General features: G+C 70.5%; 17 protein-coding genes. 9 read left to right on the plus strand and 8 right to left on the minus strand.

Annotated features, from left to right (window positions below; translation table 11 throughout):
- Positions 1–11 precede the first annotated feature (11 nt).
- On the plus strand, positions 12–3,452 hold the full coding sequence (locus DEO45_RS12430; protein WP_114344139.1) for an ankyrin repeat domain-containing protein: 3,441 nt from the start codon (positions 12–14) through the stop codon (positions 3,450–3,452).
- Here DEO45_RS12430 and DEO45_RS12435 read toward each other — a convergent pair.
- The 6 genes from DEO45_RS12435 to bioD form a co-directional block, all read right to left on the minus strand.
- Positions 3,428–4,528 carry a glycosyltransferase family 9 protein gene (locus DEO45_RS12435; RefSeq protein WP_223250862.1) on the minus strand — a complete coding sequence of 367 codons (1,101 nt, stop codon included), beginning with the start codon at positions 4,526–4,528 and terminating at the stop codon, positions 3,428–3,430. The genes DEO45_RS12430 and DEO45_RS12435 overlap by 25 nt on opposite strands.
- A gap of 110 nt (positions 4,529–4,638) precedes the next feature.
- Entirely contained in the window at positions 4,639–6,471 is a 1,833-nt protein-coding gene (locus DEO45_RS12440) for a monovalent cation:proton antiporter-2 (CPA2) family protein (RefSeq protein WP_114344143.1), read from the minus strand.
- A 250-nt stretch (positions 6,472–6,721) separates the two neighbouring features.
- Positions 6,722–7,405, minus strand: coding sequence for a pyridoxamine 5'-phosphate oxidase family protein (locus DEO45_RS12445; protein ID WP_114344145.1), 684 nt, complete (start codon positions 7,403–7,405; stop codon positions 6,722–6,724).
- A 401-nt stretch (positions 7,406–7,806) separates the two neighbouring features.
- Positions 7,807–10,002, minus strand: coding sequence for a peptidyl-dipeptidase Dcp (gene dcp, locus DEO45_RS12450; protein ID WP_114344148.1), 2,196 nt, complete (start codon positions 10,000–10,002; stop codon positions 7,807–7,809).
- Between the two features lie 103 nt (positions 10,003–10,105).
- A complete protein-coding gene (locus tag DEO45_RS12455) occupies positions 10,106–10,453 on the minus strand; it encodes a hypothetical protein (RefSeq protein WP_114344406.1) in 348 nt (115 codons plus the stop codon).
- A gap of 52 nt (positions 10,454–10,505) precedes the next feature.
- Positions 10,506–11,186 (minus strand): dethiobiotin synthase, encoded by a 681-nt coding sequence (gene bioD / locus DEO45_RS12460; protein ID WP_114344408.1) that lies wholly within the window; start codon positions 11,184–11,186, stop codon positions 10,506–10,508.
- Between the two features lie 113 nt (positions 11,187–11,299).
- Here bioD and DEO45_RS12465 point away from each other — a divergent pair, with 113 nt between their 5' ends.
- A complete protein-coding gene (locus tag DEO45_RS12465; protein ID WP_114344150.1) occupies positions 11,300–11,791 on the plus strand; it encodes a GAF domain-containing protein in 492 nt (163 codons plus the stop codon).
- A gap of 18 nt (positions 11,792–11,809) precedes the next feature.
- On the opposite strand, the gene yihA is transcribed toward DEO45_RS12465, so the two are convergent.
- Positions 11,810–12,547 (minus strand): ribosome biogenesis GTP-binding protein YihA/YsxC, encoded by a 738-nt coding sequence (yihA, locus tag DEO45_RS12470; RefSeq protein WP_114344152.1) that lies wholly within the window; start codon positions 12,545–12,547, stop codon positions 11,810–11,812.
- Between the two features lie 116 nt (positions 12,548–12,663).
- Here yihA and DEO45_RS12475 point away from each other — a divergent pair, with 116 nt between their 5' ends.
- The 5 genes from DEO45_RS12475 (at position 12,664) to DEO45_RS12495 (ending at position 16,397) form a co-directional block, all read left to right on the plus strand.
- The gene (locus DEO45_RS12475; protein WP_114344154.1) at positions 12,664–13,434 is read left to right on the plus strand and encodes a c-type cytochrome; all 771 of its coding nucleotides are present in this window, start codon (positions 12,664–12,666) and stop codon (positions 13,432–13,434) included.
- 63 nt (positions 13,435–13,497) lie between these two features.
- A complete protein-coding gene (locus DEO45_RS12480) occupies positions 13,498–14,388 on the plus strand; it encodes a thiol:disulfide interchange protein DsbA/DsbL (RefSeq protein ID WP_114344156.1) in 891 nt (296 codons plus the stop codon).
- A gap of 31 nt (positions 14,389–14,419) precedes the next feature.
- A complete protein-coding gene (locus DEO45_RS12485) occupies positions 14,420–15,067 on the plus strand; it encodes a thiol:disulfide interchange protein DsbA/DsbL (RefSeq protein ID WP_114344158.1) in 648 nt (215 codons plus the stop codon).
- 107 nt (positions 15,068–15,174) lie between these two features.
- On the plus strand, positions 15,175–15,987 hold the full coding sequence (locus DEO45_RS12490; RefSeq protein ID WP_114344160.1) for an endonuclease/exonuclease/phosphatase family protein: 813 nt from the start codon (positions 15,175–15,177) through the stop codon (positions 15,985–15,987).
- Entirely contained in the window at positions 15,984–16,397 is a 414-nt protein-coding gene (locus tag DEO45_RS12495) for a hypothetical protein (RefSeq protein WP_114344162.1), read from the plus strand. Before DEO45_RS12490 ends, DEO45_RS12495 begins: the two co-directional genes overlap by 4 nt.
- On the opposite strand, the gene DEO45_RS12500 is transcribed toward DEO45_RS12495, so the two are convergent.
- A complete protein-coding gene (locus DEO45_RS12500; RefSeq protein WP_114344164.1) occupies positions 16,296–17,888 on the minus strand; it encodes a glycoside hydrolase family 17 in 1,593 nt (530 codons plus the stop codon). The two genes, DEO45_RS12495 and DEO45_RS12500, sit on opposite strands and share 102 nt — an antisense overlap.
- Before the next feature lie 217 nt (positions 17,889–18,105).
- Here DEO45_RS12500 and DEO45_RS12505 point away from each other — a divergent pair, with 217 nt between their 5' ends.
- Both DEO45_RS12505 and DEO45_RS12510 read left to right on the plus strand, forming a co-directional pair.
- Entirely contained in the window at positions 18,106–20,142 is a 2,037-nt protein-coding gene (locus DEO45_RS12505; RefSeq protein WP_114344166.1) for a transglycosylase SLT domain-containing protein, read from the plus strand.
- A gap of 340 nt (positions 20,143–20,482) precedes the next feature.
- On the plus strand, positions 20,483–21,421 hold the full coding sequence (locus DEO45_RS12510; protein WP_114344169.1) for a complex I NDUFA9 subunit family protein: 939 nt from the start codon (positions 20,483–20,485) through the stop codon (positions 21,419–21,421).
- Position 21,422 lies beyond the last annotated feature (1 nt).

Raw genomic sequence — 21,422 nt, forward strand, 5'->3', positions numbered from 1 at the left:
ATACTGTCCCCATGAACCAGCCCAAATCGCGCCGCCGCCCGCCCCTCCTGCACGCTCTCGCCTGGTTCGTACCGGGATTGATCGCGGTCGCCGCCGCCGGGCTGGCCAGCCATCCGCTGACCCTGATCCCGCTGCTGCTGGCTAATGCGCTGACCATGGCCGCGATCTGCCATGCGATCGGCTTCGATCCCGAGCCGAGCTTTGGCCGCACCGTGCTGCGCCGGGGCGCCGCCCACCTGGTGATGTTCACCGGCTACACCGTGCTGGTGTTCGTGCTGGTGGCGTGGCCGATGCTGCAGCTGACCCATGGGGCCAGCCTCAGCGCGGCACTGATGCTGGCCGCGGCGCTGGTGCTGGCGCTGGTGGCATTGTGGCGGCTGTGGCCGGCGTTCGGGCTGGTGTTCGTCTGGGACGACGCCTATCCCAGCCAGCGCGACGGTTCATGGATCTTCACTGCCACCTTGCGCAGCATCGCGTTCGGTCGCCATCTGTCGCGCGAGGAGCGCTTCTTCAGCCACTTCCTGCCGGCCGCGTTCGCGCTGCTGGTGCTGGCCTTCGGCGCGATCGCACTGACCGGGCTGTACGGCGTGCTGCCGCCGGAGCCGCGCATCGCCGCGCTGGCGATCTACGGCGTGGTGCTGCTGCCGCTGGGCTGCCTGGTGATCGCCAACCGCACGCTGCGCGCGCTGCTGTGCGAGCGCCACCAGCCACGCCGGCGCGGCGATCTCGACGGACGCGCCGCGCCCGCACCGCGCCCGGTACTCAGCGAGCAGGAACGTGCCGCCGGCACGCCGGCGCAGGCCGCTGCGCTGCTGGCCGCGATCCGTGGCGGTGACATCGAGCGCGCGCTGGCGCTGGTCGAGGCCGGCGCCGACCCCGATACCGCGCCGCTCGCCGACGATCGCGACCAGCGCCCGGCACTGATGCTGGCCGCGCTGCTGCCCGATACCCGCCTGCTGCGTGCGCTGATCGCCAAGGGCGCCGACGTGAACCGTGCCAGCGGCGGCATCACCGCGCTGCTGGCCGCCACCCGCGACAGCTGGCACGGCCGCGCCGAAGCGGTGCTGACCCTGCTCGCCAACGGCGCGAGCCCGCTGGTCACCGACGCCGAGGGCAATACCCCGCTGCACGGCGCCGTGCTCAGCGCCGATGCCGGCGTGGCGGCGATGCTGCTGGACGCGGCCGCGCCGATCGATGCGCTGAACAAGGCCGGCGTCAGCCCGCTGGCCACCGCCTGCCACGCCGCCAACTGGCCGCTGGTGAAATTCCTGCTCGAGCGCGGCGCCAAGCCGGCGCCGGCCGGCGGCGAGCCGGCGCTGGTCGCCGCTGCCGGCATCGCCGACGACGACGCCGAGGGAATCAGGCTGTTGCTCAAGCAGCGCGCCGCGGTCAATGCAGTGGATGCACGCAAGCGCAGCGCGCTGCTCGCCGCCGCCGCCGAGGGCCATGAACAGATCGCCCGCGTGCTGTGCGCCGCCGGCGCCGACGTCAACCTGGCCGACCGCCACGGCGGCACCGCGCTGATGGAAGCCGCGCGTGCCGGCGCCGGCGGCATCATGCAGTTGCTGGCCGAGGCGAAGGCCGACGCCAGCGCACGCGACAGCCATGGCCGCGACGCGCTGACCCTGGCCTGCCAGTCCCCGCACGCCCACGTCGAGACGGTGCGCGCGCTGCTCGCGCTGGGTGCCGACCCCAGGGCCACCGGCGGCGACGGCCGCAGCTCGCTCGACCACGCCGCCGCCGCGGGTCGCTGGGACCTGGTCGCCATGCTCGATCCCGACACGCCGCTGCCGGCCAGCCTCAGCCACGACGTGCTGGCCGAAGGCAACGACACGCCAGCCCACCTGCTCGATGCGCTGCGCTTCGGCCATTGGGCGATCGTCTCGGGCTTCGCCGAACGCGTGCGCGAATGGCCCCAGCCGCAACTGGCGAAACTTTACCTGGAGCTGGCCGCGCCCGGTCTGGCCACCGCCCGCCGCTGGCTGCTCGACCACGGCCTCGACGGCGAAGCACGGCTGGAGGCGCCGCGCACCGACGACGCCGACACCGGCGACGCACCGGTGCTGCCGCCGCCAGGCCAGCGCCTGTTCGACGCCCTGCTGCCGGCATTGCCGGATGCGACCGAGGCACTGGAAGATCTGTTGCAGGCCGGCGCCAGCCCGGCCGGCGCGGGCCTGCTGGCGGGGGCGCTGGCGCAATTGGGCGGTTCGGCGCAGGGCACCGCCCTGCCGCTGCAACTGCTTGAGCGCGGCGCCGATCCGTTTGGCCCGGATCCGCGCGGGCGCACCCCGCTGCAGCTCGCCGCGGCCCACGCCCAACCCGCATTGCTGCAGGCCCTGCTGGCGTGCGGCTGCGACCCGAACACGCGCGACCGCGACGGCCGCACGCCGCTGTTCGCCGCGCTGGAACATGGCGCGCAGGCGCTGCCGCTGGTGCGCGCACTGATCGCCCACGGTGCCAACCCCGAAGCCGTCGACGCGAACGGTGAGACGCCGCTGGGCCTGGCGCTGGAGCACCCGCCGGTGGAACGCTGGCTGGACTGGCGCGACTGGCCGCGGCCGCACCGCCCGTTGCGCGCCACCGACCTGCCGGCCGCCGCCGCCGCCGGCGCGCCCGCTTCGGTACGGCGCCTGCTGGAGCTGGGCTTCGCCGTGGACACCCGCGACGAACAAGGCGCCTCGGCCCTGCTGCGCGCGTGCGGCGCCGGGCACCGCGAGGTCGCCGCCTGCCTGCTCGACGCCAGCGCCGACCCCTCGCTGGCCGCGCACAGTGGCGTGACGCCGTTGGCCGCCGCCGTTGCCGCCCGGCGCGAAGCACTGGTGGCGCTGCTGCTGCAGCACCAGGTGGCCGTCGACCAGCGCCTGCCGAACGAAGCCACCGCACTGATGGTGGCCGCCGCGATGGGCTACCCGGAAATCGCCGAGCAGCTGCTGGACGCCGGCGCCGACGTCAACGCGGTCGACGGCACCGGCCGCAGCGCATTGCACGCCGCCGCACAGTTCGGCTTCGAGCACAACGACAGCCTGCGCGCGCGCCGCCTGTTCGACAGCCTGCTCAAGCACGGCGCGGACATCAACCACGCCGACAGCGAGGGCAAGACTCCGCTGCTGCTGCTGCTGGGCGCGCAGCTGCGCCCCGGCAGCGCCTGCGACGCCACGCATATCGGCGCACTGGTACCGCCGCTGCTTGAGGCCGGCGCCAGGGTCGGCCACGCCGACCAGCGCGGTGTCACCGCGCTGCACGCCTGCGCGATGCACGCGCTGCTGCCGCCGGCGCGCGTGCTGCTGTCGCGTGGCGCCGACCGCGCCGCGGTGGATGCGTTCGGCCGCACCGCCGCCGAGGTGGCGCGGCAGCTGGGCTATGTCGACATCGCGCACGAGCTCGCCACGCGCAGCACCGCGATCCCCAGCGTACGGCAGACCCTGCGTCAGCCGGCACAGCCGGCCGAATAGGCTTCCGCTCCGGCATCGTCTTCCACCGCGGCGGCCATCGCCGCGGCCTGGCGCCAGCGCAGCGAGCGCCAGGCGTCCAGCACCTGCGTCGTGGCGATCTCGTCCACGCGCCGCACTGCCGGCAGGCCGCCCAGCACCATCACGTCGCTGCCCGCGCCGCTGCGCGGGGTCCACAGCCGCGGCGAGCGGGAGCCCATCAGCACCACCAGCGGGCAGCCCATGGCCGCGGCCAGGTGCCCCGGCCCGGTATCCACCGAGACCATGCTGTGCGCCGTGTCGAGCAGGGCCTTCAGGCGGCCGAGCGGCAGGGCGGCGGCGGCGATCCGGGGTCGCTCCCGGCCCACGGTCGACATCAGCGCATCGAGGTAACCGGCCTCGGCCGGCGAGCCGCAAAACAGCACCTGCGCATGCGGCAGCTGGCGGCTGATGGCATGCGCCAGGGCCGCCCAGCACTGCGCCGGCCACGACTTGTCGTCATCCCCGGCGGCACGCACCCCGTTCCAGCGCATCGTGCGCTTGTTGGCCGGTTGCAGCAGCACCAGCGGGCGACCGGCGAAGCCGCGCCCGCGCAGCCAGGCCTCGGCATCGGTGCGCTCGGCCGCGCTGGCCCGCAGCCGCGGCGCGGCCGGCACCGGCGACGCCAGTGGCGCACAAGTCGCGCGGAATGCCGGCGGCGTGGTGTCGCCGAAACGCAGCAGCATGTCCACCCAGTGCTCGTCCGCGATCGATGGCATGTCCTCGATGAACGTGCAGTGCTCGGGGCTCACCCCGGCCAGCGCCAGCATCGGGCGCACCTTGGTCCGCGTGCGTTCCAGCGGCTCGCTGATGTAAAGCGGCGCCCCGCGCAGGCGCCGCAACGCGAGTGCCGCGCGCCAGCGCCGCGGACGCAGCCACAGCGGCCCGTACTGCGAATCCAGCGGAATGCACCCGGCCACTTCCGGCGCCGCCGAGTACAGTGCCGGAGGCCAGTCGCCCAGCGCCAGCAGCCGGCACGGCTGGCCGTAGCGCAGGTGGAGCTTGTGCAGCAGCGGCTGCAGCAGGACGGTGTCGCCGAGCCGGCCGAAGCGGATCACCACGGGGCCGGCTGCAGGTCGGTTATCGAAAGGCATGTTGCTGGGCAACGCCGGAGCTGGCGGCCGGTTGACACACGTCCGCCGCCTTTACGCGGCGGCGCGGACAATCCCGCTCAGTCGCCGTCGGCCAGCGGCACCCCGGCGTCGCGCTGGCGCTCGCGTTCCGCGCTGCGCTCGGCATCCGCCTCGAACAGCCGCTGCAGGTCGATCATCGCCTCGCGGGTGCTCTGGATCAGCTTGGTCTCGTCGTCGTAGACCAGCGCCTGCTTCTTCAGCAGGTCCTCGTCGTAGCGGCGGAAGCGTTCGACCCGGTCGGCGGCCAGCTCGTGCGGCAGGCCCAGCGCCTCCAGCGTCTTGCGGGTCATCTTGAGGCTGGAGTGGAACGTCTCGCGGACCGGCTCCTCCACGCCCATGTCCATCAGCCGGAACACATGCTGGCGGTTGCGGGCGCGGGCGATGATCTTCAGGTGCGGGTACTGCCGCCGCACCAGCCGGGCGGTGCGCACGTTCGCCTCCGGGTCGTCGGTGGCCAGCACGAACACCTCGGCCTTGTCGGCCTGGGCTGCGCGCAGCAGTTCCGGCCGCGCCGGATCGCCGAAGAACAGGTTGACGCTGCCGAAGCGGCGCGACTGGTCCACCTGGTCGGCCGAATGCTCCAACGCCACGAACGGGATGTTCTGTGCGCGCAGCACGCGGGCGATGATCTGGCCGACCCGGCCGAAGCCGGCAATGATCACCCGCGGCGTGTCGGCCTCGATCGTGTCGAACTCGCGCACCGGCTTCTTCGGCTTCACGTTCAGCGCCTTCGCCGCCAGCACCACCAGCAGCGGGGTCAGCGCCATGGTGAGGGTGAGCGCCAGCACCAGCACGTCATGCTGCGCCGTCGCGACCAGGCGCTGGTCGGCCGCCTGCTTGAGCACCACGAAAGCGAACTCGCCGCCGCACGCCAGCAGTACCACCAGGCGCAGCGTGTCCGAACGGTTGAGCCCGCCCAGCAGCCGCCCCAGCGGCCACAGCAGGAGGCTCTTCAGCAGCAGCAGCGCCGCCACCAGCCCCAGCAGCAGGGCCGGTCGGTGCAGCAGCAGCGAGATGTCCATCGACATGCCGACGCTGATGAAGAACAGCCCCAGCAGCAGGCCCTTGAACGGCTCGATGTTGGATTCGATCTCGTGCCGGTATTCCGAATCGGCCAGCAGCACGCCGGCGAGGAACGCGCCCAGCGTGGCGGAAACCCCGGCCATCTCCATCAGCAGGGCCACGCCCATCACCACCAGCAGCGCGGTGGCGGTGAACACCTCCACCGAGTCCGCGCGCGCCACGAAGCGGAACACCGGCCGCAACAGGTAGCGGCCGCCGACCACCACCGCCACGATCACGCCGACCGTGCGCAGCAGCGCGGGCAGGTCGAAACTCTGCGCCCCCGCCGACGACGCCAGCAGCGGCACCGCGGCGATCAGCGGGATCGCCGCCAGGTCCTGGAACAGCAGGATCGCGAACACCTGGCGACCGTAGGCCGAACCGGCTTCCTTGCGCTCGGCCAGGATCTGCAGGCCGAACGCGGTGGACGACAGCGCCAGGCTGCCGCCGACGACCGCCGCGCCCTTGCCGGACAGGCCGAACAGGAAATACGCCGCCGCGCCGATCGCCACGCTGCAGCTGAGCACCTGCAGCAGGCCCATGCCGAACACCGCGCGGCGCATCACCCACAGGCGCTGCGGCGACAACTCCATGCCGATCACGAACAGCATCAGCACCACGCCGAACCCGGAGATTGCGGCGACGCCCTCGGTATCGCTGACCAGGCCCAGCAGCTGCGGGCCGATCGCCACGCCGGCGATCAGGTAGCCGAGCACCGCGCCGAGCCGGAAACGCTTGGTCAGCGGCACCGCGATCACCGTGGCGAGCAGGAACACCACGGCGGTCTGCAGGAAATGATGGCTGTCCACGCGCAGGCGGCTCCGGTCGGTCTTGCCGCGATTATTCCACGCGGCCGGCGGCCGTGCGGACTACGTCTCTCACTCGACAGGCCAGCGGCCCAGGCGCTGGATGGAGGGCCTGAATGGACCGGTGTGGCGGGCGCGTGCCCACCTTCTGTCAGTTCCTGGGTACGATCGATGGCTGAGCATGAATGGGCCCCGCATGGGCGACGTTTCATCCGCAACTTGCCCACAGAACAACACGAGCCCCCGATTGCTTCTAGCGAAGACGTCCGGAGGCAATTAGGGCCGCCAAGGGGTCAGGCAACCTGGTCGATGCCGAGGCCTCTGGCGCGGGCTGGCCTTCCGCAAGCATTGTTTGCATAGGTATGACTCCGGCCCAGACCGGAACATGGGATTCGTCAGCGTCGGATGGAGGACCCGTACGAGCCTTAACAGTCGCTTCCTCAATATCCATCCAAAGCACCGACGTCGCCCTAAGTTCTTTCTCCATTACCGGTCGCAGCGTATCCCACCGCCCTGGGAAGAGACCTTCCATGAAGTCACGGAGTGCTTCAGCCCGGTCGTCGAGATCCTCCATCACGTTGGCCGTGCCAAACATCATCGCCGAACGATAGTTGACGGCATGATTCAGGGCTGACCGTGCCAAAACGTAGCCATCGACCAAACTGCAAGTTACACAGGCTGGCGCTCCATCTACTTGCTTGAGGAAGCGACTCCCTATCGATCCGTGCCAGTAGATGCGATTGTCTTTTCTCCAGTGCATGGTCGGCGTCACAAAGGGCGCCCCGTCGATGACATAACCGATGTGGCAGAGCGGGGAAGCGTCCACGACGGCATAGACGTCGGAACGCAGGTAACTACCAAGATGAGGTTCCCGTCTTATTCTGCTTCGATCAGTCCTTGGAAAATTAATGTCGCAATCCGTCGACAGTTTAGACATATGCAGCCGTTTCCTCTTAAAAGGCTCGTATAGGACCGTGAGCTATGCAAAGCACCGATAATCTCTCCGAGAATTTTGGGCACCGGTGATGTTCGGCTCACCACCCGTATTTCAGGCAGCCTCTCCTTTCTTGACCCTTCCAGCCCAGCTCGAGGTGGGCAGGAACGCCCTCTTCGGGTCGGAGACGGGCGTCGCCTGCTGACGTTTTCGATCGGCGAGCTGGCCAGTGAGAATCGGTCGCCGTGGTCAGCGATGGCGGGTCTCTTGATCCCTAAGTTCCGGTGCACGCGTTTACCGACGCCGAGTGGCTGCGCTTCTTCGACACCTACTGCCTACATAGAAACCACGAAAAAGGCCGACATAATCGGCCTTTTTCGCACCATAAGTTGTGCAAAATCTCATTACTTCTTCGGCGCGTCCTTCAGCCCGCGGTTCTCCAGCATCGGCTCGATCTGCGGATCCTGGCCGCGCCAGTCGCGGTACATCTTCGCCAGTTCCTCGGTGTTGCCGCGCGAGAGCACCATCGCGCGGAAGCGGTCGCCGTTTTCGCGGGTCAGGCCGCCGTGTTCCTTGAAGCCGATGAAGGCGTCGTCGGCCAGCATCTGCGTCCACAGGTAGGCGTAGTAGCCGGCCGCGTAGCCGTTGCCCCAGATGTGCTGGAAGTAGCTGGAGCGGTAGCGGGGCGGCACATAGGACAGGTCGATGCCGTCCTTCTTCAGTGCGGCGGACTCGAACTGGTCGGCATCCTGCAGCGGCGCGTCGGCGCCGAGCATGTGCCAGTTCATGTCCAGCAGGGCGGCGGCGACCAGCTCGGTCATGTCGTAGCCCTTGTTGAACTTGCCGGCCTTCTTCACCTTGTCGACCAGCGCCTGCGGCATCGGCTCACCGGTCTTGTAGTTCTTCGCGTAATGGGCGAACACCTTCGGGTCGGTGGCCCAGTGCTCATTGAACTGCGACGGGAACTCTACGAAGTCGCGCGCAGTGGCGGTGCCGGACAGGGTCGGGTACTGCTCGTCGGCGAAGATGCCGTGCAACGCATGGCCGAACTCGTGGAACATGGTGACCACGTCGTCGAACGACAGCAGCGCGGGCTGGCCCGCGGCCGGCTTGCTGAAGTTGGCCACGTTGTAGATCACCGGCTTGGTGCCGAGCAGCTTCGACTGCGCGACCAGGTTGTCCATCCAAGCGCCGCCGTTCTTGTTGTCGCGCTTGAAGTAGTCGCAGTAGAACAGCGCCAGCGAGCTGCCGTCCTTGTCGAACACCTCGAACACGCGCACGTCCGGCTGGTACACCGGGATGTCGTGGCGCTCCTTGAAGGTCAGCCCGTACAACTGGTTGGCGGCGTAGAACACGCCGTTCTGCAGCACGTTGTCGAGCTCGAAATACGGTTTGATCTGGCTCTCGTCGAGGTCGTATTTCGCCTTGCGCACCTGCTCGGCGTAGAAGTTCCAGTCCCACGGCTCGAGCTTGAAACCGCCATGCTGCTTGTCGATCAGCGCCTGGATGTCGCCCGCCTCGACCCGCGCGCGGGCAGTGACCGCGGGCACCAGGTCCTGCATGAACTTCAGTGCCGTCTCCGGCGTCTTCGCCATCTGGTCGTCGAGCTTCCACGCGGCGTAGTCGGGATAACCGAGCAGCCTGGCCTGCTCGGCGCGGATCTGCGCCAGCCGCTCGATGGTCTTGCGGGTGTCGTTGGCGTCGCCCTTTTCGGCACGGTTCCACGACGCCTCGAACAGCGCCTTGCGGGTGTCGCGGTCGGCAAGGTCCTGCAACTCGGGTTGCTGGGTGGTGTTCTGCAGGGTCAGCACGTACTTGCCGTCCTGCTTGCGGTCCTTGCCGGCCTGCCCGGCGGCGGCCAGCTCGGCATCGGACAGGCCGGCGAGCCTCGCCTTGTCAGTGATCACCGGCGCGGCGTCCCGGGTGGCGGCCAGCAACTTGTTGGTGAACGCGGTGCTCAGCGTGGACTCTTCCTTGTTGAGGTCCTTCAGCTTCACCTTGTCGGCGTCGGACAGCTTGGCGCCGGCATGCACGAAGTTCTTGTAGACCACCTCGACCAGCCGGGCGGACTCCGGATCGAGCTTGAGCGTATCGCGCTGGTTGTAGATCGCCTCGACGCGCTGGAACAGCTTGCCGTTGAGGTAGATCGCATCCCGGTGCGCGGCCAGCTTCGGCGCCTCGTCTTCCTGCACCTTCTGCAGCGCGTCGTCGGTGTTGGCGCCGGTGACCGCGCCGAATACCGCCATCACGCGGTTCAGCATGGCGCCGGATTTCTCCATTGCCACGAAGGTGTTCTCGAACGTGGGCGCCGCCGGGTCGTCGGCGGTCTTCCCGATCTCGACCAGTTGCTGCCGCATGCCCTCCTCGATCGCCGGCTGGTAGTCGGCATCCTTGATCCGGTCGAACGGCGGCGCCTGGAACGGCAGCGTGCTGGCGCTGTAGAACGGGTTGCTGGTCATCGTGGGGGCAGCCGGGGCGGTACTGCCGGCGCCGGCCACCGAGGCGGCCGGGGCGGGCGGGTTGGCGGCTCCGTTCGGCTGCTGCGAGCAGGCGGCCAGAGCCATCGTGGTGGCGATCACAATCGTGCGCAAACGGAACATCGGAGATCCCTGGGTGACATGCCCTTCGCCGGGCACGGAAAGTCGTGGCTGCCGACTGTACCGACAGCGCGGACACTTTCCAAACCGTGCGCAGTCCGGCGGGTCAGGCGGCGCGCAGGTCGCGCAGCTGCCACGCCGCACCGATCAGCAGGTACAGCCGGTGGCGCACCACGGTCATCGGCAGGTCGGTGACCAGGTCCACGTCGGTGCGCAGGTCGGCGACCCGGGCGTGCACCTGCGCCGCCGGATCGGTGGCGCCGAGGCTGCCGTCCACCGCATCGGGATCGGGCTGCGCCGCGCGCCAGCGCTGGAACAGGGTGTCGTCGCGCAACGCCTGCTGCAGCGTTGCCGCGAAGTCGTCCGGGCCAGCGCCGTCGTAGGCAAAACGCGGGTCTTCGCCGCGCGCATGGCCAAGGTCGGCGATCGAGAGGTAGTAGTGGTTGCGGGCCATGGCGTCTCCGGCGTTCGGGCGGGCGGTCATCCAAGCACGCCGGACGTGAAGTTCAGTCCAACGCCGCCACCGCGGCGCGCAGGCAGCCGGCCGCCAGCGCCGGCGCCACGCCGTGCGGCAGCACGCCCAGGCACGGCGCCGGCAGCAGTTCGCGCAGGGTGTCCAGATTCTCCCCGGGTGCGTCCATCGCCGGGTCGATGCCGTTGCCGATCCAGCCGAGCAGGCGGCAGCCGTCGGCCACGATCGTGCGCGCGCTCAGCAGGGCGTGGTTGAGACAGCCCAGCCGCAGCCCGACCACCAGGATCACCGGCAGCTGCCATTGTTTCGCGATGTCGGAAGCGAACAATCCCGGCGCCAACGGCACCAGCCAGCCGCCGACACCTTCGACCACCACCGTGTGGTGCGTCGCCTGCAGCCGCTCGAACGCCTCGCGCAGCGGCGCCAGCGTGATCGCCACGCCGTCGTGCGCCGCCGCCAGGTGCGGCGACAGCGGATCGCGCAACGCCACCGGGTTGACCAGCGCGTACGGCAGGCCCGCGTCGCCGCCTGCCGCCTGCAGCGCCAGCGCGTCGTCGTTGCGCAGGCCGGCGGGCGTTTCCGTGCAGCCGCTGGCCACCGGCTTCATCCCGCAGACGTCGTGGCCGGCCGCGCGCAAGGCGTGCAGCAGGGTGCACGCCGCGTGGGTCTTGCCGATGCCGGTATCGGTGCCGGCGATGAACACCGCCGCCGTCATGGCGGTGCAAACCGCGCCGTAGCGGCGCCATGGCATGGTCCGGTCAAGCTCACGTGGCGTCTCCCTGTCGATGGCTGCGCGCATAATACGGGCTTTGCCGCCGGACCCGCCGCATGTTCGAACTGAAAGCCCATACCCATGCCAGCAAGCACGACCACTACGACGACCTGGTGCGGCAGGCGCGCGGCATCCTCGCCGGCGAGCGCGACCTGATCGCGAACGCGGCGAACTTCGGTGCGCTGGTCTACCACAGCCTGCCGCAGGTGAACTGGGCCGGCTTCTACCTGTACGACGGCACCGAGCTGGTGGTCGGCCCGTTCCAGGGCAAGCCGGCGTGCATCCGCATCGCGCTCGGCCGCGGCGTCTGCGGCACCGCGGCGCAGACGCGGCAGACCCAGCTGGTGCGCGACGTCAACGCGTTCGCCGGGCATATCGCCTGCGACGCGGCCTCGCAGTCGGAGATCGTGGTGCCGCTGGTGAAGCCCGACGGCAGCCTGCTCGGCGTGTGGGACGTCGACAGCCCGGTGACCGACCGTTTCGACGAGGACGACCGCGCCGGGATGGAAGCGCTGTGCGCGGTGTTCATGGCGTCGGTTGCCGGCTGACCGAACCGGCGCAGCGCTTCAGCGCTCGCGCGGCTGCTGCAGCAGCGCCATCACCGCCTGCCGCGCCTCCTCCACGCCGGTGCCGGCGGACGAGGAAAAAACCTGGGCCGTGGCGTGCAGGCCGTCGGCGGCGAACTGCTTGCGCAAGGCGGCCAGCGCCTGGGCGGCCTGGCCGCGGGAAAGCTTGTCGGCCTTGGTCAGCAGCAGGTGGCAGGGCAAGTGGGTGGCGAAGCAGAACTCCAGCATCATCCGGTCGAACTCCTTCAGCGGATGGCGGATGTCCACGATCAGCACCAGCCCGCGCAGGCTGCGCCGCTGGTGCAGGTAGGCGTCGATCTCCTGTTTCCAGTGCTCGCGCATCTCCTGCGGCACCTTGGCGTAACCGTAGCCGGGCAGGTCGACCAGGCGCGGGACCGCCGCGGGCTGGCCGTCGACCGCCACCGGCGGTCGCTCCTGCGCATCCTGCGCCCGCGACACTGGTACATCCTTGTACGGCGGTCGCTCCTGCGCATCCTGCGCCCGCGACACTGGTACATCCTTGTACGGCGGCAGGCGGAACACGACCATCTGCTGGGTACGGCCCGGCGTCTTGGAGGTGCGCGCCAGCCCCTTGTGCCCGGTCAGCGCGTTCAGCGCGCTGGACTTGCCGGCGTTGGAGCGGCCCGCAAACGCCACTTCGGCGCCCTGGTCGGCGGGAAGCTGGCTGATGCGGTGCGCGGCGAGCACGAATTGCGCGCCTTGAAGGGGATTCGGCATGGGGATGGTTTGACCAAGCGATGGTGGCGCAGGGATAATTCTGCGGTTTCTGCCTGCTGCGGGCCTCGCGGCCGCAAACGCCGGCAGTGTCTGCAAGTCTCTCGGGAGTCAAGTGTATGAGTTTTCGGTCTGCTGGTTTTCGGCCCGCCGTTCTCGGGTCCGCCATCGCCCTCGCGTTCGCGCTGTCCAGCGCCGCGCTGATGGCCCAAGAAAGCCAGCCGAACACCGCCGCGCCGGCTGCCGCCAGCACCGCGGCGGCGGCCCCGGCCGCCTCGGCGACCGCAGCCCCGGCCAGCGCCCCGGTCAAGCCGGGCGACGCCACCGCCGGGCAGGCCAAGGCCGCCGTCTGCGGCGCCTGCCACGGCATGGACGGCAACTCCAGTGACGCGCAATACCCGAAGCTGGCCGGCCAGAGCGAGCAGTACATCGTGCACCAGCTGACCAGCTTCAAGGCCGGCAAGCGGCAGAACCCGATCATGATGGGCATGGCCGCGCCGCTGTCCGAGCAGGACATGCACGACGTCGGCGCCTATTTCGCCAGCAAGACCCCGCTGCCCGGCGTGGCCGACCAGGCGCTGGTCGAGCGCGGCCAGACCTTGTTTCGCCAGGGCGACGCCACGCGCGGCATCCCCGCCTGCATGGCCTGCCACAGCATCGACGGCAGCGGCAACCCGGGCGCCGCCTATCCGCATCTGGCCAGCCAGCACGCGCAGTACATCCAGGCCACGCTGAAGGCCTGGCACGACGGCACCAGCTGGGGCGACGACGCCCGCGCGCAGATCATGCCGGCGATCGCCAAGCAGCTGACCACCGACGACATCGCCGCCCTGGCCAGCTACGTCGAAGGCCTGCACAGCGCCGGAACCCAGCCGGCCGCCACGCCCTGACCGACCCAGCGCCGACCCTCGTGTCGGCGCTGCCGTCTCATGCACCACCGTACGAGGTTTGCCATGCTGAAGCGCCTGCCGTTCCTGTGTGCCGCCCTGCTCGCGCTCGCCGCCTGCAGCCATGACAGCAACTCCGGCGGCGCGCCGCAGGCCACCGCTGCGGCGGCCACCGGCAGCAGCGCAACCACGCCTGCCGCCGGCACGAGCACCACCACGCCCGCAAGCGCGCCAGCCGCGTCCGGCAGCGCCGCTCCGGCGACCGCCGGCACGGCAGCGGCGGCGCCGGCCACCACGGCGGCCGCCGCACCAGCTCCGGCCGCAACACCGTTCGTCGACAACGGCACCTGGGTCGAGGGCAAGCACTACTTCCGGATCGATCCGGCACAGCCGACCAGCCACCCGGGCAAGATCGAGGTGACCGAGGTGTTCTCCTATGGCTGCCCCGCCTGCAACAGCTTCCACTCCACCGTCGACCGGATCGCCAAGGGCTTGCCGTCGGGCGCGGTGATGAACTACCTGGCCGCCTCGTTCCGGCCGGATGAGAACTGGCCGCTGTACCAGCGTGCGTTCTACGCGGCGCAGGCGCTGGGCGTCGTCGACAAGACCCACGACGCGATGTACGACGCGGTGTGGAAGAGCGGCGAGCTGTCCACCTACAACCTCAAGTCCAGCGGACTGAAGCCGCATGCGGCGTGGCCCACGATCGAGGACGTCGCCAAGTTCTACGCCAAGTACGGCGTCGACCCGAAGGAGTTCGTCGCCGTCGCCAACTCGTTCACCGTCAACACCCAGATGAAGCGCGCCGATGATCTGATGAAGGCCTATGGCGTGGACAGCACGCCGACCATGATCGTCAACGGCAAGTACCGCTTCACCGCCAGCTCCGCCGGCGGCTACCCGCAGGCAATCGAACTGACCCAGTGGCTGGTGGCGAAGGAAGCGGCCGGCAAGTAGGCTGGGCCGTCCTCCCCCGAAGAGAAGCTCCATGTCCAAACGATTCGCCCGCCTGCGCGTACTCACCTTGCTTGGCGGCCTGCTGCTGGCCAGCGCCTGCACCGCGCAATCCGGCACGCCGGCGCCGTACACCGAAGGCAATGAATACGTCACCCTGCCCACGCCGCAGCGCTACAGCGCCGAGGGCAAGGTGGAAGTGGTCGAGGTGTTTTCCTACGGCTGCATCCACTGCGCGCAGTTCGCGCCGGCCGCCGAGAAGCTGCGCAAGCAGCTGCCGGCGGGCGCGGTATTCAAGCTGCTGCCGGCGCCGTTCAACGCCGAGTGGACGCCGTATGCACGCGCCTACTACGCGGCCAGGCAACTCGGCGCGGTCGAACGTACCCACCTGGCGCTGTTCAATGCCAAGTTCGCCGAGCACTATCCCATCAACTCGCTGGACGAACTGGCCGACTTCTATGCCCGCGAAGGGGTCAACCGCGCCGAGTTCATGCGCATCGCCACCTCGCCCGAGGTCACCGCGAAGCTGAAGGACGACCTGGCGCTGATCCAGCACTGGCAGGTCGACGGCACCCCGACCATCGTGGTCAACGGCAAGTACCGCGTGGCCACGGTGCATTCGTTCGACGAGATGATCGCGGTGACGCAGTGGCTGGTCCAGCGCGAGCTCGCGCACAAATAAGCGCCGGTTGCGCGGCGGCTGGCGTGCCGTTCACGTCCGCCGGAGCATGCTGGCCGCCGCGTCCGGCCCGAGTCCGCGAGCGCCCCCTCCCCGTGCAGTATGTTGCGATGACCCGTGCCGCCACTTCCCCCGCCGTGCCTGCCGAGCGCCGCCTGCGCCTGCTGAGCTGCAACATCCTGGCCGGCGCCAGCGTGCAGCGTTACCGCCAGTACGTCACCCGCAGCATCAGCGCGGTATTGCCCGGCCGCAGCAAGATGGACAACCTCGACCGGCTGGCCGAGGTGCTGGCGCAGTTCGACGTGATCGGCCTGCAGGAGGCCGACGCCGGCAGCCTGCGCTCGGGCTTCCTCAACCAGACCCGCTACCTCGCCGAGACCGCCGGCCTGCCGTTCTGGAGCCACCAGCCGAACCGCGCGATGGCCAGGCTGGCGCACTCGGCGAACGGCCTGATCAGCCGGCTGGAGCCGCACGCGGTGCTGGACTACCCGCTGCCCAGCCGCATCCCCGGCCGCGGCGCGTTGCTGGCCCAGTTCGGCCAGGGCGAACACGCGCTGGCGGTGATGATCGCGCACCTGTCGCTGAGCGCGCCGGCGCGCGCGCGCCAGCTCGGCTTCATCGCCGAACTGCTGCAGGACTTCCCCCACGCCGTGCTGATGGGCGACCTCAACACCGAGCCGGACAGCGCGGAGATGCGCCAGCTGTTCGCCAAGTCCACCTTGCAGCCGCCGGCACAGGCCACGCCGACCTTCCCCAGTTGGAAGCCGCGGCGCGCGCTGGATCACATCCTCACCTCGCCGGCGGTCCACCTGGAAAAGACCTGGGCGCTGCCGCAGGCGTTTTCCGACCACCTGCCGCTGGCGGCGGAGATCCGCCTGCCGGCCCACGTCGGCGGCAACCCCGTGCCGGGCCGGCGCCAATGAGTGCGCGAGGATGGCAGAAGGCGCTGCCGTGGCTGGCACTGCTGGCGGTGGCGCTGCTGGCCACCTGGCTGCGCTACGGCGTGGTCGAATCCAGCGCGACGGGGCAACTGTGCAGCGGCGGCGGCCCGTGGTGGTGCCGCTGGCGACAGTGGCTGGTGCTGGGCTTCCTCAACGACGCCTACGGCATCGCGGCGCTTGCCGCGACGGCGCTGGCGCTGCTGCACCGTCGCGCCTGGCCTGCGTGGCTGGCCGCCGCGCTGGGCGTGTTCGCGCTGCAGCTGTACTGCGTCGAGAGCGGCGCGCTGGCGCTACTGGCCGGCTGCCTGTGCCTGCTGCGCCGACAGGCCACGCGCGCGGCGCCATTCGAGCAGCACCGGCAGGGCCAGCAGCAGGTTCAGGCCCAGCCATAGCCAGGCCGCCGGCGTGAGGCCGGCCTCCTGCCACAACACGACCAGCGCCAGCGGCGCCAGCCACACGGCGAGGAAGCGTTCTTCCAGCCATGGCATCCTCGTCGTGCGCCGGTCGCCCAGCCAGCCGAGCAGCGCGTAGCCGGCGCAGGGCAGCCAGAACAGGCCCAGCGGGAAATCCCGGTAGCGTCCGTCGACCGCCAGCAGCAAGCCGTAATACGCCAGCGCGAACAGCCAGCCCGCCCGTAGCCAGCGCGGCGGCGCGGCGGGTGCCGGATCGCCGTGCAGCCGTGCGGCAATCCAGCGCGCCAGCCGCAGTGCGGTGAGCAGGGCCAGCGCGCAAGCCGCCAGCGACAGCGCCCACTCCCAGCCGTCGCGGCAGGCGTACAGCATCTGCCGGCCTTGCCATGCCAGCGCGCAACCGCTGGCCATGCCGGCCAGCGTCGACGCGATCCGGCGGCGCCGGCCGCCGGCCAGCGCGAACAGCACACCACCGGCCGCGCCGGCGAGCCAGCCGAGCCACCAGCGCGGCTCCTCGGTCACCGGCCCCTGCATCGCGAACTTCGGCCGGGCCTGCGCGTCGAAGATGCCCCAGTAACCGCCGGCGGTGCCTTCCTGCGCACGTTTCCACGGCTGGTCGAACGCCTCGATCACGTTGTACGGCATGTGCACGGTGGCCGCGTAGCGCAGGAACTCGCGCAGGTAGCGCGCCTCGTTGACCACGCTGGCGCTGGCGGCCTGGCGCGGCCGCCCCGCGCTGGGCCAGCCGGTCTCGCCGATCATCACGCGGCGGTCGGGAAACGCCTGCTGCACCTTCGCGTACACCGCCGCTACATGCTGCACCGCGCCTTCGGGTGGCACCGGCTGGTCTTCCCAATACGGCAGGATATGGATGGTGAGGTAGTCGACCGAGCCGGCCAGCTCGGGATGGCGCAGCCAGAACTCCCACACGTCGGCATAGGTCACCGGCACGCTGACCGCCGCGCGCACCCGGCGCAGGTAGCCGATCAGCGCCTGCGGCGGCAGATCGCCGCGCAGCAGCACCTCGTTGCCCACGATCAGCCCGCGCACCACCTGCGGGTAGCGGTTGGCGGTGGCGACGCCCAGCGCGACCTGCTGCTCGTTCGACTTCGCATCGCCGCCCAGCCAGATCCCCAGCAGTACCTGCATGCCATAGCGCCCCGCGATCTCGGGCACCGCGCTGAGGCCCTGCCCCTGCGAGTACGTGCGCACGCAGTCGAAGCGCTGCGACAGCGCGCGCAGGTCCGCATCGATGCGTTCGGGACTGATGTAGGCGCGCGCATCCAGCGGCGTCTCGCCAGCCTGGCGGAACGGCGCGTACGAGACGCAGGCGATCCGCGCCGACGGCGCATCCGGCAGCGGCACCGGGCGGCCGATCGCCCACCACCAGCTCGCCCCGGCCAAGGTCGCCAGCAGCAGCGCCAGCCACGCCGGCCAGACGCGACGAAAGACAGGCGGAGCTGCTGGTGACATGCCGATTCCGTGGATGCTGGAAGCCAAACGCCGCAGCTTACCAGCGCCAGTCACTGGCACGCGTGCCGGGGTCCCCGGGAAGGATCCACGTCCCGTGGATTTTTCAGGGACGAGGCAGGGCCGGCCGAGAGCCTGTTTTTAAAAGACTCTCGGCACATTGCGACGAGCGGTTCAGGCGCATCGACTACACTGCCTGCGATCCACCGCAGGAGCCCCCATGTCCGTTTCCCTTCCGCCGCGGCGCCTCCTGCTCGCCTGGCTGCTGGTCGCCGGCTGGCTGCTGACGAGCGCACTGGCGCAAGCCGCCGAGCCCACCGACGCCCAGCGCGCCGCCTTCAAGCGGGCCTATGCCACCGCGCAGCAGGGAGGTGACGGTTGGCGCAGCCTGGCCGCCGGCCTGCGCGACTATCCGCTGTATCCGTACCTGCAGGCCGCGGCCTTGCAGCACGACATCCAGCAGGCCGATCGCGCCAGCGTGGAGGCGTATCTGCGGCAATATCCCGACTGGATTCCCGCCGCCGACCTGCGCCGCGCGTTCCTGCTGGAACTAGCGCGCCGGCAGGACTGGAGCAACTTCCTCGCGCTGTACCAGCCCGGCCTCGGCGACACGCTGGGCTGCGACGCGCTGCAGGCGCGGTTGGCCGGTGGCGCCAGGCTGGATTTCGAGCGCGACCTGGCCGAGCTCTGGACCCGGCCGGGCCTGCCTAGCGCCTGCGACCCGGTGCTTCGCGCCGCGCACGACCAGGGCCTGCTCACCGACGCGCGGGTGTGGACGCGGATCGATCGTGCCGTCGACGCCGGCCAGGCCGGCACCATTGCCGGTCTGGCCGACTGGCTGGACGAACCCGGCCGGCGCAGCGCGCAACAACTGGCGCTGGCGCTGCGCGATCCGGCCGCCGCGCTGGCCGCCGCTGCCGGCTGGCCCGACCAGCCACGCCAGCGCGAGGCTGCCGCGCTGGCCCTGGCACGGCTGGCCCGGCGCCAGGTCGACGGCGCCGATACCGCGTGGCAGCAGTTGCGCTCACACTTCACCTTCAACGAGACACAGCGCAACCGGATCCTGCGCACGCTGGCGCTGTTCCATGCCACCGATTTCGACGACGGCGCGCTGGAACGGCTGATCGCGCTGCCCGCTGCCGCGCAGTCCGAAGGCACCCGCGAATGGCGGGTGCGGGTGGCGCTGGCCCGGCAGAACTGGAGCGCCGTGCTGGCCGCCATCGACGCGATGCCCGCCGAGCAGCAGCAGGACGGCGAGTGGCGCTACTTCCGCGCGCGCGCGCTGGCCGCGCTGGGCCATGACGACGAGGCACGCCGGCTGTTCGAGGCCCAGGCCGGGCAGGCCACCTTCTTCGGCTTCCTCTCCGCCGACCGGCTCGACCAGCCGTACGCGATCTGCCCGCTGACCCTCGCCGACAGCCCCCAGCGCGAACAGGCACTGCTGGCCAACCCCGGCGTGCTGCGCGCGTTCGAGCTGTACGCGGTGGGCCTGCCGAAGCTGGCCCGGCGCGAATGGGCGCGCGCGCTGCAGGACGCCGACCCGGCCACCCAGCGCGTCGCCGCGGTGCTGGCCAACCGCCGAGGCTGGTACGACCGCGCGGTGTTCGTCCTGAACAGCGGCGAGGCGTTGCGGCTGTACGACCTGCGCTTCCCCCTGGCCAGCCAGGACGGCCTGGTGCCGCAGGCCGAACATGCCGGTGTCGAGCCGGCCTGGGCCTACGGCATCCTGCGCGCGGAAAGCGCCTGGGCGAGCGATGCGCAATCGGGCGCCGACGCGCGCGGCCTGATGCAGCTGGTGCCGGCCACCGCCGCGCTGGTGGCCAAGCGCAACGGCCTCGACTGGGGCGGCGGCGACACGCTGTACGACCCGGCCACCAACATCGCGCTGGGCACGCGCTACCTGGCGCAGATGGCCGCGCGCTTCAACGGCTCGCCTTGGCTGGCCAGCGCCGCCTACAACGCCGGGCCGAACAAGGTCGATCAGTGGCTGGCCGCGCGCGGCACGCTGGCGCCGGACCTGTTCGTCGCCACCATTCCGTACAAGGAAACGCGCGAGTACGTGGCACGGGTGATGGCGTTCAGCGTGATCTACGATTGGCGCCTGAACGGCGGCCCGGTGGTAGCGCTGGCCGAGCGCATGGGCGCGATCGGCCAGCCGTACGCCCTTCCGACCGCCGCGACGGCGCGCCGCCCGGTCGACTGCCCGCCGGTTGCCGCGCCAGCGACGGCGGCAAGTGCGGCAGCCGCCACGCCCTGAGAGGTTGTGAGTTTTTCAACCTCGAAGCCCGGCCATGGCGAGGGCATGGCGAGGGCATGGATGCCCGAGTGGAGGCAACGCAGGAGCAGTTGCCCGATGCCCGAGTGGAGGCAACGCAGGAGCGGTTGCCCGATGGCCGGACGCGGATCGGGCACGCCAGTGCCAGATTCGCGTGAGCGAGTCCGGACAAATCCGCTTGGAGCGGATTTGAACAGCCGCAGGCTGGCCAGCAGGGTGCATGCTATGGACGGCATGCATACATGTGCCGGACTCGCGACGGAAGAAAACCACAGGAAATGGTTTTCTTCACAAGCCCTGAGTGCTGCAGGAGAGCCTTCGCATGAGCGCACGGCAACTCGTCATCCTCGGCGGCACCGGTTTCGTCGGCAGCTACCTGGTGCCGCGACTGGCCGCCGACGGCCACCGCATCGTGCTGCTCAGCCGCAACCGCGAGCAGCATCGCGAGCTCGGTGTGTTGCCCGGGGTGAGCGTGCGCAGCGCCGACGTCTACGACGACGACGTGCTGCGCCGGCATCTCGCCGGCGCCGACGCGGCGATCAACCTAGTCGGCATCCTCAACCCGCGCGGCCGGCACAGCTTCGAGCGCGCGCACGTGGAATTCGCCCGCCGGCTGATCGCCGCCTGCCACGCCAGCGGCGTGGGCCGGCTGCACCAGATGAGCTCGCTGAAGGCCGGCCAAGGCCTGTCGCAGTACCTGAAGACCCGCGGCGAGGCCGAGGCGCTGGTCAAGTCCTCCGGACTGGCGTGGACGATCTACCAGCCCAGCGTGATCTTCGGCCGCGGCGACGGCCTGGTCAGTCGCTTCGCCGGCCTGCTGCGGCGCATGCCGGCACTGCCGCTGGCGCGCGCGCAGGCGCGCATGGCGCCCACCCACGCGGGCGACGTGGCCGAGGCGATCGCCCGCTGCGTCGGCCACGAGAAGCTGGGCGTGCGGCGCAGCTTCGAGCTGTACGGCCCCGAGGTGCTCACGCTGGGCGAGATCGTGCGTGCGATCCGTGCCGCCGCCGGCCTGCGCACGCCGATCATCGCCCTGCCCGACAGCCTCGGACGCCTGCAGGCGCGGTTCGCCGAGCTGCTGCCCGGCAAGCCCTTTTCGCTGGACAACTTCCACTCGCTGCGCACCGACTCGGTCGGCAAGGTGGACGGTTACGCCGCGCTGGGCATCCTGCCGCAGGCGCTGACGCCGTGGTTGCCGGTGCTGCTCCACGAGCCGCCGCGGCAACAGCGGCTGGCCGCGCAGCGCGCGCGGTGGCGCTGAA

This window comes from Rhodanobacter denitrificans (assembly GCF_003335105.1).
GTDB lineage: Bacteria > Pseudomonadota > Gammaproteobacteria > Xanthomonadales > Rhodanobacteraceae > Rhodanobacter > Rhodanobacter denitrificans_A.